Here is a 10,919-nt window from a genome sequence, read left to right as displayed (position 1 = left end):
AGCGGGGGCCTCGCATCGGCGTGGACTACGCGGGGGCGTGGGCGCACGAGCCCTTCCGGCTCTGGGTCCGGGACAGTCAACACGTCAGCAAGCGGCCTTCGACGAGAGCTCGCAACCGGCCTTGACGAAGGCGCTTCCGGCTGGTTGGGTGCGCCCCGCCATGTCCGACGAGGTCGCCACGGAAGATGATCGCCAGCTCCTCGCCCGCGCGCAGGATGGGGACATGTCCGCCTTCGAGGCCCTGGTGGAGTCGCACCAGGACAAGGTGTACGGTCTCGCCCTGCGGATGACCCGCTCCGAGGCGGACGCCGCCGAAATCACCCAGGACACCTTCCTGTCGGCCTACCAACATCTCAAGGATTTCCGCGGGGATGCGGCCTTCGGCTCCTGGGTGCACCGGATAGCGGCCAACCATGCGCTCATGCGCTTGCGCCACCGGCGGGTGACGCAGGCCGCCGAGGTGGAGCTCCAGGGGCCGGAGTTCACCCCCCGGGGTACGCTGGCGGACTACCCGGTGTCGGATTGGAGCCGGGACGCCGAGGAGAAGGCCCTGGACGCCGAGCTGGGGCAGGCCATCCGACAATCGGCGGATCGGCTGCCCGAGGGGTATCGTGAGGTCTTCCTCTTGAAAGACGTGGATGGCCTCAGTTACGAACAGATTGCAGAGGTGACGGGGGATTCCATTCCCGCCATCAAGAGCCGCCTGCACCGGGCTCGTCTCGCGCTTCGGGAGGCCATTGACGCCTTCTACAACCGGGACAATCGCGGGCCGTGAAACGCAACTGGGGGGCTCCGCATCTTCCGAAGCGAGGACGAGGGCGTGCCGCAGCCAGCCGAGGTTCGGATGTACACCTGTAAAGACTCAATCAACCTCCTGCTGGAATACCTCGAGGGCGAGATGTCGCCCGAGGAGTCGCGCCACCTCCAGGAGCACCTGTCGGGGTGCTCGCCCTGTGAGGAGTTCTTGAACACGTACCGGGCGACGCCCAGTCTGTGCAAGCGCGCGCTGGCGGCGAGGATGCCGAAGGAGGTCAGCTCCAAGCTGACGGAGTTCCTTCGCACCAAAATCAAGTCCGCCTCGTGAACCTGAAGCAACTGTCGCTGCCGGAGCTGGCCGAGGCGCTCGCGCCCTTCTCCCCGTCCCCCACCGCGGTCCGCAAGGTGTTCGCCGCCGTCTTCGCCCACGGGCTCGGCTCGGTGGAGGAGGTCGCGCGCTCGCCTCAGGTGCCCCGGCGGGTGTCGGACTACCTGAAGGCCCACGCCGAGATGCCCAGCCTCCAGGTGGTGGAGCGGCGTCGGGCGGACGACGGCTTCGTGAAGTACCTCTTCGACTCGCCCCTGGGTGGGCGGATTGAAGCCGTCCGGATTCCCATCTTCGCCGAGAAGTACGTCGTCTGCGTGTCCAGCCAGGTGGGCTGCGCGCTGGCGTGCGACTTCTGCATGACGGGGAAGTTGGGTTTCAAACGGAACCTCCAGACTTGGGAGATTCTGGACCAGGTGCTTCAGGTACGGGCGGAGGCGGACCGGCCGGTGCGGGGTGTGGTGTTCATGGGGATGGGGGAGCCGCTGCTCAACTACAAGGAGACGTTGAGGGCCGCGGGCATCCTCTCGAATCCGGCGGGCTTCTCGATTTCGGGGCAGTCCATCACCTTCTCCACGGCGGGGCATGTGCCGGCGATTCGGCGCTACACGAAGGAGGGGCATCCGTACCGGCTGGCCTTCTCGGTGACGAGCGCCATTCCGGAGAAGCGGATGAAGGTGCTTCCGATTGAGAAGACGCATCCGTTGCCGGAGTTGATTGAGGCGATTCGCGAGTACAGCCAGGTGCGGCGCGAGCGGGCGATGATTGCCTATGTGGCGATATCGGGTTTCAACCTGGAGCGGGAGGACGCGGAGGCGCTGAAGGTGGCCTTCGAGGGGATTCCCATCAAGGTGGACCTCATCGACGTGACGGACCCGACGGGGAAGTACCTGCCGCCGTCGGCGGAGGAGCTGAGCGCGTTCCGCGACCACTTGCAGGTCCTGAAGGCGCCGGTGGCGCGGCGGTATTCAGGGGGCAAGGAGATTGGGGCGGCGTGCGGCACGTTGGCTGCGACGCAGTACGGGGGCACGGTGATGCCGGTGCCCGTGCCTTCGCCCACCACGTGACAGTGTGCCCTGCCGGGCGAGCCGAGGGTGCGGGGTGGGGCGGTTAGGGTGCCGTCCGTTTCCGGGGCCCTCCGGCTGGTGCCAAGGCATACGGGGAGCAGGCCATCCGGTGACGGAGGGGTGCACCCATGTCCCTGCTCTCGGAGTTCAAGCAGTTCGCCCTGAAGGGCAATGTCGTGGACCTGGCGGTGGCGGTGGTGCTGGGGAACGCTTTCTCCGCAATCGTGACGGCGGTGGTGGCGGACCTGGTGATGCCCGTGGTCGGCGCGGTGCTGCCGGGAGGTGACTGGCGCAACGCGACGGCGACGCCGCTGAACCTGCGGTGGGGGCACCTGCTGGGCGCGGTGCTGGATTTCCTCATCATCGCGTCGGTGCTGTTCATCGTGGTGGCGAAGGTGGGGCAGGTGTGGGCGAAGCACGGGAAGAAGGGTGAGCCCGCGCCGGCCACGACGAAGGTGTGCCCGGAGTGCCGTGAGACGATTCCGGTGGAGGCCCGGCGGTGCAAGGCGTGCACTTCGGTGCTGGTGACGGTGTGAAGTGATTGCAGACGCTTCACACCGGACGAAGGCACGGCGGGAATCTCTCCGATGCGGTGAAGGCGCTACTCCGCTGGAGGGTCCAGATACTTGCGCGCGAGATACGCAGTGCCTTCGTCAACCCCGAGCGCAAGAGCCTTGTTGATGGGCTCGTCGAAGGAGCGTTCATCGTAGCCTTCGATTCGTTCTGCTGGGGAGGCTCTTGCCTGCTTGAGCCACAAGACAAGGATGCGGAGTGCAGTGGTCCGCACCTTGATGTCTTCGTGCTCGCAGAGACCGGGTAGCGTGAGTGTAAAACGCGCTCTTCCCCAGCCCCGCATCTTCGAGGCCATCAAGAGTGCGTTCCTGAGTTGTCGAGAAGTGCCGTCGCGCCGCTCGATAATGTTCATCAAGAAGTCGAAGGACTCCTGTTTCAGAGCCGTGAACTCGTCTCGGACAGAAGAGGGGATGAGGTTCTCCCTGGCCAGTTCCGCTTTGAGTCGTCGCCAGGGGCTCTTGGGAGTGTTCATGGTGAAGCCTGGATGCACCTGTCGGGCTATTTCTCGGTTGCGCTCAACCCCTATCAGCGCAGCAGGAGTTGCTCAAGTATCGCCCCCAGCGCGTCGTCCTTCGATACCGACAGCGTGAAGCAACGGCGCTGTCGACCCTGCTGATAACACTCGGCTGGCAACGCCTGCTGCGTCAATTGGCGTCGCGGAGGTGACCCCGAGCCAAACGCGCGCGCGGCCAAAGCGACCAAATTCAGGAGTCCTCATGGATTCTCCCAGAGCGTGGGCCATGCTGAGTTGCTGCTCGGCGCGAACTCTTCGAATCCCGCAAGGTGTCGTCCGGAAGTTGCTTCAGTCAAGCGAGCGGCTGTCTGGGCCGGACCCGTAGCAGTCCCTCGCTGCTCCTGATTTTGGGGAGGGCACAGGCCTGATCTGGAACCATGGCCCGTGCCCTCCCCGCAGAGGAGGGGGCCCCGCAGCCTGGAAGACCGCGAGCCCATCCTCACCTACCCCGGAGACAATCTTTCAGCCGGCATGATTATCGAATCGTGTTCGCCTCCTCTTCATTGTGCAGGTCGAAGACGGTGCCCTTGCCATGCTTCTCTTCAAGAATCATGTAGGCCTCTTCGCCGTCGGTTGCCATCACGGTTACCCGGAAACCAGGCTCAGTCTGAGCGTGGCCCCCGATTTGGATGATTGCTCGGTACTCTTTCAAGTTCTTTTCGGTCATGTCGTGTCTATCTGAAGGGTGCGAGGCAGACATCACTATAGCAGAGGCCTTCGACGATGGTTCCCTTACCTCGCAGGATGCTCCTAATCTGGTCGGCCTCCAGCCTGCTGACATCATGGATTCTCACGTTGGGGGCAGCTCTCCATCGAAGCATGTCCTCCCTGAGGAAATTTGGCGCCGGAGTGATCTGGCCCCCGCGTGAGCCGTGAGCCCCCGAGAGAATGTGTACATCGCCCCGCTGGCGGGCGCTTTCCACAAGGTGAGCGAAGTCAAACTGGATGATCTTCCCGTTGGAGGTCCAGACCTCTCCACCTGCTGCATTCGTGGTCATGGAGAAAGACCCATGGGGCGGGGGGGCTTGAGTCGTGATGGCTCGAGCCATCTTGTCCAGCGCGCCGCGAGCACTCTTGACGGGGGTTCTGAGCGCGGATGCAAAGCTACCTCCCGATTCGAGGGCGGAAAAGATGCTGGCGCCAGAGGCGAGTGTGTAGAAGGCTGTCTTCCCTGCGCCGACGACGCAGCGGCCGGTTTCCCCGTTGCCGCAGGCTGACTTTGTTTCGAGATAGCTCTCACCCGCTGACACGAATGGAACGAACTCGTTGATAGCGAAGCTGGCTGCGGCGAGTTTGCTGACAGGGGCGTACCTGTCATACGCCGCCGACGCATTCAACATGCTGTCGAGTTGCGAACCAACGAAGGCTTTGCTCGCGCGGCATCCCAGGTGTGGTCCACAGGGGACCATCTCCGCGCCTTCGTTAAAGCTCGCAGAAGCCTTGGTCAGCAGTGACGTCAGGGCTGACTTGGAGGAACCGGAACTCTGCCCGATGTCGTTCGTGTGGCGGGCATCGGGCTGGGCCTTGGCATCGTCGAGGGTCTCGACGCTGGGGACCCTGAGGTCGATGCGGGGCAGATACAGGGGCGGCTCCGCAGCATAGAAGGTCCGCTCCATCATGCTCTGGTTGAGTTGAGGAGCCCCCGTCCAGCCGCCGTCCCATCTGCTCACCAGTGTTCCACCATGAGGTGTGAAGCCACTCGGGTCTGTGTAGCGCGTGGGATTGTTCAGCACGTAGGCGTAGGCATTGTGTGCCTGCGCCGAACCCGGCTCGGCGATGACCGGGTCCACGCTGAGGAATTTCATCAGTCGTGGGTCATAGACACGCCCCCGCATGTTGATGAGGCTCAGTTCGTCGTCGTGCTCATGCCCCGTGAACCCCCTTCGCGCCCCAAAGTGGCCCGAGGTGAATGCTTGAGCCAGGTTGCTCGACTGCCTCCTGGCGCCGAAGGGCTCGTACTTGATGCGCTCCAGCACGGTGCCTGAAGCGTCGGTGACGGTGTCGGGGCTGCCCTGTGGGTCATTGAGGAAGTAGCGCGTGGACTCCGTGGAGGAGCCTTCGTCCCAGGAGACCTCGGCGATGACGCCCTCGGGACTGGGGATGCTGAGGATGTGGGTGGTGGTCAGTCCCTGCTTGCGACGCTGGTAGAGGCCCCCGAGATAGACGGTCTCATCGAGACCGTCTGCGGAACGCTTGCGGACGCGGGTGCCGGAGGCGTCGTAGTCGAAGAGGACGGTGCCACTCGACGAGGTGACGCTCTCGGGGAGGTTGAAGGAGGTGTACTGCACCGCGCGAACCAGGGCTCCCTGGGCATCGCGCGAGGCAATCTGGTTGCCACGGTGGTCGTACTCGTAGGTGAAGGACTCGGCGCCGAACTGGGCTTGTTTGACAGCGTGAGGGCCACCTGTGGTGCCTGACGTGTAGTCGAGCGTGGTGGAGGGCTCCGAGCCGGCGACGGGAGCGCGGCTGAGCATGTTGCCGAGCTTGTCGTACTGGAACTGGACGTCGAGGTTTTGGCAGTTCTGCTGCACCTTCCATCTCTCGAGGCGATCGAGCGCGTCGTAGGTATACTTCTGGGTAACGCCGAGCTCGAGGTCATGACGAGCCGAGAGATTGTTGTTCTCGGTGTGCTCGTAGGCGAGTCGCTGGACGCTGGTGCCTCCTTGCGTGGCCTCGGTGAAGCGCAGGCGGCCTTGGGTGTCATAGCGGAAGAGGCGTGCGACACCGTTGCCATAATGGGCTGTCTTCAGCCGGCCCATGCTGTCCTGCTCGTAGGCCCGCCAATAATTGGTGATGGAGTTGCTCCGGTAGATGCTCGAGAGGTCTCCTCGGTCCGAATACGAGCGGTTGATCGAGAAGGGCACTCCATTGAGCGCCACCGGATAGGTGAGGCGGCTCGTGCGGCCGTAGTCGTCATACTGACGGCTCATCACGAGCGCCTCGCCGTCAACGCGCTGCGCGACGTCCGTCTCGCGCCCGAAGGCATCAAAGATGTAGTCCGTGATGACGACCCCACCGGGGTTGCCGACTGGGGTCCGGGTCGCGCGCGTCAGGCGGCGCATGGCGCCCGGCCCGTCGTCGTACACGTAATCCAGATTCTCCTTCTGGTTGGCGGAGGAGAGGACGCGGCCGAGGAGGTCTCGCTGGTATTCGGTGGTGATGCGCCCGGCCGCGCCGGCGGAGGCGTCGGACTCGCTCTTGAGTTCGCCGAAGGCGTTGTAGAGGAAGAATCGGGTTCCCGCGTTGGGGTCGACGGTGTGCTCCAGGCGTCCCTTGGCGTCGTAGAAAAGGGAGTTCCGGTTGCCAGCCGGGTCGTCCATGAAGTCCAGGCGGCCGAACGGGCCGTAGGAGTACGTCATGGTCGCTTCCTTGGAGGTTCCCACGGCCTCGGTGGCCTGTGTCATGAGCCCACGGAAGTCGACGAGCGTCTTCTTCACCTGTCCGAGTGCATCCGTGGCCATCGCCTGCGAGGAGTAGGGCGCAGGCGAGGAGTAGCTGAAGCTCTCGAGCAGCTTGCCGGAGAGGCCGGTGGTGCCATCGCCGAAGCGGCGAGCGGTGACGCGATTGAGCGCGTCGTACTCGTAGCCTTCCCACGTGGACTGCTCGCTGCCGGTCCGGGGCATCTCCCGCTTCACCAAGCGCCCGAGGGCGTCATAGGAGGCGGTGGAGCTCACCATTTGTCCGTCGAAGCGCGCGGACTGATTCACCACCGGACGCCCCATCGCGTCGAAGCGGGTGAGGGACTCATCCTTCATGGCGGCGCTCGTGGCCACCTGGGTTCGGTGCTGCGGCAGGGTGCCGCTCCATTCGTAGTGCGTCTCGACGATGGACTTGTTCGCGGGTGCCTCGGAGGGGCCGCGGTACATTGGCGTGACAATGCGCTGGCGACCGAACCCGTCGTATTGGAAGCGCACGTGGACGCCATTGGGGTCGGCCGTCTGAGCGAGGACCCCCAGGCCCGGATGGAAGAGATACCGCCAGGTGGCGCCTTCGGCATCCGTGGTGGTGGAGAGTTGCGTCTGGTCGAGGCCGTCGTACTCCACTGACTCGGAACGCGTGACACCACTGCCTTGCTGAGACACCCGCTCGACGAGGCCCTTGAGGTTTCGGGTGAAGATCGTCTTGAGGTACGTCTCCGAGGTGGTGGGAGTCACGGCCTCGCCAATGAGCGACGGCTCATTCTCCGCGCGCTCGACCTGCCCGTGCGAATCGTAGGTCACCTGCTGCGTGCGAACGTTGGCGGCGTCGGGTTGTCCCGAGCAGCCGACCGCAGGGGCCCTGGGGCAGGACATCCAGGACGTGCTGACGGTCCAGGTGCCTTGGGGTAGCCAGGTGCTGGTGTTGAAGTCCGGCACGGTGAGCGTCTTCACCTGCTCGGTCGTGTTCGCCCCGTGGATGAGCACGGTCTGAGCGAGTGGGGTGCCGTATACATCCAGCGAGGTGAGCGTCTCCGACTCGGAGACGACCGTCGAGGAGCCGTTCCTGATTTCGCGAACCGTCTCGACGATGCGGCTGGGGTACTGCTGGTACGTCGAAGCATAGGCCGCGGGCGTGCGGGTATAGAACCACTGGCGCTGCGTCTGGAGGCGGGTGTTCGCATCCGTCGGTACTTCGACGGTCTCCTCCCTGGGCAGGTGTGCCAGGGGCGCCATCGCCTGGCGGTTCGCGACCTCGACCGTCGTTCTGTTGTCGTAGGTGGTGGTGGTGCGAGTCCCCGTCACCTCGTCGATGACGATGCGCTGCCCGAAACCCAACCAGCCCAGTCCTCGCGTATCAGAGAGCCCATCTCGATAGAGATGGCGCCAGCTCTGCACTCGCTGGTCATTGGAGTTGATGGACATGCGCGACACGACCCGCATCGTTTCGGGCGGCAGTCGCAGCCATGGCGGCATCGTCGGCGCCGCCGTGTAGCTCTTGGTATAGAAAGGCTCGCTCGGTGCGACGGCACCGTGCGGATTGTTCTGGGAGAGCGGTGCGTACTCGAACGAGTAGTTCAGGCCGGAGTAGCCTTGGTGGTTGGCTCGCTGGATGTTGCCGTGCACCCGCTTGAGTTCGTCCACCGGCTTCAGGCGACGCGCGATGCGCAACTCGTTTCCTGAGCGGTAGGTGAAGTCCAGGATGCCATCGTTGTTGACGTCGATGACCTGGGACCACTCCTTGTTGTCCCCGCTGGGAAGAGAAAGGTCCTCATATCGGCTGAACTCTCCTTGTGCACCCGCGAGCAAAAGCCGAACCGGGCTGCCCGGCCTGAAAATCGCGAAGTCGATCCGTCCGTCGCCATCGAAGTCGCCGTGTTCCGTCTTGGCGAAATGAAGCCGGCTTGCGAAGTCGCCGTTCACACTGGTCTCATGAATCTCCGTGAAACCCGCGCCCGTGTTGAGCTGCACTCGGAGTTTCAAGGGTTCAGTCAGAGGGCCCCTCTGGTGCAGGGTCACGGCGTCCTGCAAACCATCCCCATTGACGTCCACGAGGTGGAACGAATCGAAGATCACTCCCGATCCAGATGGCACCTCTGGAGCAATTCGTACGGTGGTCTTGATTGGCTTCAGTGCAGCGAAATCTGGCGTGCTCGCTGCGTTCTCTCGATAGACAAGTGCATCGAGGAACGTGCTGCTCACAGGGCCTCTACCCAACAGGCTCATCTTTCCGCTTCCATCAAGGTCGATGGCGCGCACGCCGGTGCTGGACTGTTGGAAGTATCCGACTGGAGATTTCGCGGTCTTCCTTCCCCGGGCAGTCTCCGTGACAGCCACACTGCGCTTGGCTGGAACAATGTTGTCGGAGTCTCCCGTCAAGTCGATTTCGTGTTGCCCCATCCACACGCGCTCGTTGCGGCCATCTCCATCGACGTCGAGCCAGTACTGGGAGTTCGGCTCCGAGCCACTGACTTGCTGCTTGGGGTCACCGGCACGGGCATAGCCATACCTGGGGACAGGGTGCCCACCGGAATCGGATTTGTCCCAGTCGCAGGAAAGCGGCGTGACGGTGGAGCGACCAGCGCCGTCCCAATCCGTCACGACAGGGTACAGGTTGCGCTCATGGCGCTCCCCGCAGAAGTCGCCTGGATCGTTGTCTCCGAAGACGAAGTCCCAGACGTCCTCGAGCCAACTGGTTCCTTCGATATTGAAGTAGGGAAACCAGATTGAGCCACCCGTGACATCCGAGGCCACGAGCGATGGCGACTCCGCGTCCGGAAACTGCAACAGCCGCATTGTGTCCTGCCAGAGTTGCACCTTGAAGTCTGTGGTCACCCCGGAAACGTCATCAGTCCAGACGCCGTCGTCCTCGCTCTTCTTGTCGGACCGGACGAAGTACGCGAGACCCTGGCGTCCAGCGCCCAGGCCAAAGGCATTCAGGCCCGCGCCCGCGGCGGCATCGCTGACGTTCTGAGCTGGCGAGTATTGGAAATCCCAGGAACCTTGTTCCCAGTCGAAGCGCACGGGCGTCTTGCAGATGTCTTTACTGTCGCACTCTTGGAATTCCGTCAGGAGGCTTCGCTTGCTGATGGAGCTCAACAGGTATTTCAGCTTGTACGAGCGCAGCAGCACGGTGGACAGGTTGCTGGCGCCCGCTGCGAGACCAGGGGCCTTCATGTCGATTCGAGAGAGTCGAAAGTCGCGGCCGACCTTGACGCCCGCCAGATAGCCAGTGAAGACATCAGGCCGGGATTCGTAGTGGAAGCTGACCTCTCGCTGCCCCGGTTCAATGGTGCCAGACGCGTCCCGGAACTGCGTGTAGGTGATGCGCATGGGGCGATGCCAGGCGCCCGAGGCGGCACCAAGGGGAGCCTGCTCGTAGAACACGTCCATTCGGTTGCCGAAGCGGTCCTCGATGGCGGCGAGTGCCCAGGCGATGGTCACCGCGGCAGTCCAGCCGACTTGAATGCTCCCTCCAGGGCCCTGGTCGAGCCGCTCGTACCTCCCCTGGATGAGGGCGTCGTCGCGATGACCTCCATGCCCTGTCGAAGTGCGCCCGTAGGTCCGGATGAGTCCATCACGCCCGCGCACCTCGAACGTCGCTGGCGCCATGCCGTGCCTGTCAAGCTCACGGATGGATGAATAGGTATCTTGCTCCGTCTTGAATGAGGGATAGCCCGTGGCGACGAGCCGAGTGCCATCCAAACAATACGCGGGACTGTATTCGTCGATATCGTCCAGGCCGGCGCCTGGGAAGAAGTCGATGGCTTGGAGCTTGCCATCCCTTGCGAAGGAGTTGGGGCACAGGGTGATCTGCGACAGCCCTGCGAGGTTGAACCCGGGCCCAAGCGGCCCATCGCTTCCCTGGCTGCCGTAGACAACGGAGAGAGAAGGTTGAATGCCCGCGCGCCCCGGTGGAACCCAGAGGGGAAGTGAAACGACCGCGGAGCCGCTCGTGGTCACATCCGCCGTGAAGGGGGTTATCCCGGGGACCTGTTCGTTGGCCGGACCCGTGTCGAGAATCGTGTCCGAGCGCAGTTCAAAGGGAATGCCTTGCTGCGCCCCAAGGGCCTTATCCATCTGGATGCGTGCTGTGTCCTCCGCTTCAGAGGACGGGGATGCTCCTGGCATGCAACTGATGAGCTGCGCTCCATAAAAGAGCAAGGTGAGGTGTGCAGTCAGGAAGCGAAAGATTGAAGATGGAGGTCTTGAGTCTGGGCTCATGTCGAGTCGCCGTTCATGAAGATGTGGCTGTGGCCGCGCCTGGA

Annotated in this window: 6 protein-coding genes and 1 pseudogene; 5 read left to right on the top strand and 2 right to left on the bottom strand. The window is 63.5% G+C overall.

The genetic code is table 11. The annotated features are described in order from the left end of the window. From HUW62_RS49895 to mscL, 5 genes and pseudogenes are all read left to right on the top strand, one after another. A pseudogene (locus tag HUW62_RS49895) lies at nt 1-125 on the top strand (3-methyladenine DNA glycosylase); the annotation flags it as partial. 35 nt (nt 126-160) lie between these two features. Further along, entirely contained in the window at nt 161-775 is a 615-nt protein-coding gene (locus HUW62_RS07245; RefSeq protein WP_163868935.1) for an RNA polymerase sigma factor, read from the top strand. A 69-nt stretch (nt 776-844) separates the two neighbouring features. Continuing rightward, nucleotides 845-1,084 carry an anti-sigma factor gene (locus HUW62_RS07240; RefSeq protein WP_141640579.1) on the top strand — a complete coding sequence of 80 codons (240 nt, stop codon included), beginning with the start codon at nt 845-847 and terminating at the stop codon, nt 1,082-1,084. Continuing rightward, nucleotides 1,081-2,148 carry a radical SAM protein gene (locus HUW62_RS07235; protein ID WP_176433982.1) on the top strand — a complete coding sequence of 356 codons (1,068 nt, stop codon included), beginning with the start codon at nt 1,081-1,083 and terminating at the stop codon, nt 2,146-2,148. The genes HUW62_RS07240 and HUW62_RS07235 overlap by 4 nt, the downstream gene beginning before the upstream one ends. Nucleotides 2,149-2,276: 128 nt before the next feature. Then, nucleotides 2,277-2,684 carry a large conductance mechanosensitive channel protein MscL gene (gene mscL, locus HUW62_RS07230; RefSeq protein ID WP_217911175.1) on the top strand — a complete coding sequence of 136 codons (408 nt, stop codon included), beginning with the start codon at nt 2,277-2,279 and terminating at the stop codon, nt 2,682-2,684. 65 nt (nt 2,685-2,749) lie between these two features. Here mscL and HUW62_RS07225 read toward each other — a convergent pair whose 3' ends face one another. Together HUW62_RS07225 and HUW62_RS07220 are read right to left on the bottom strand one after the other, a co-directional pair. Further along, a complete protein-coding gene (locus HUW62_RS07225; protein WP_176433981.1) occupies nt 2,750-3,193 on the bottom strand; it encodes a hypothetical protein in 444 nt (147 codons plus the stop codon). A 716-nt stretch (nt 3,194-3,909) separates the two neighbouring features. Continuing rightward, a complete protein-coding gene (locus tag HUW62_RS07220) occupies nt 3,910-10,731 on the bottom strand; it encodes an RHS repeat-associated core domain-containing protein (RefSeq protein WP_176433980.1) in 6,822 nt (2,273 codons plus the stop codon). Nucleotides 10,732-10,919 lie beyond the last annotated feature (188 nt).

The sequence above is a fragment of the Myxococcus sp. AM011 genome, assembly GCF_013372595.1.
Taxonomy (GTDB): domain Bacteria; phylum Myxococcota; class Myxococcia; order Myxococcales; family Myxococcaceae; genus Myxococcus; species Myxococcus eversor.
This window is presented reverse-complemented; position numbering and strand designations above follow the sequence as displayed.

Bases quoted from the DNA above. Each gene is read 5' to 3' on its own strand.
- HUW62_RS07245 (WP_163868935.1), top strand. From the start codon at position 161: ATGTCCGACGAGGTCGCCACGGAAGATGATCGCCAGCTCCTCGCCCGC.
- HUW62_RS07240 (WP_141640579.1), top strand. From the start codon at position 845: ATGTACACCTGTAAAGACTCAATCAACCTCCTGCTGGAATACCTCGAG.
- HUW62_RS07225 (WP_176433981.1), bottom strand. From the start codon at position 3,193: ATGAACACTCCCAAGAGCCCCTGGCGACGACTCAAAGCGGAACTGGCC.
- mscL (WP_217911175.1), top strand. From the start codon at position 2,277: ATGTCCCTGCTCTCGGAGTTCAAGCAGTTCGCCCTGAAGGGCAATGTC.
- HUW62_RS07220 (WP_176433980.1), bottom strand. From the start codon at position 10,731: ATGGATAAGGCCCTTGGGGCGCAGCAAGGCATTCCCTTTGAACTGCGC.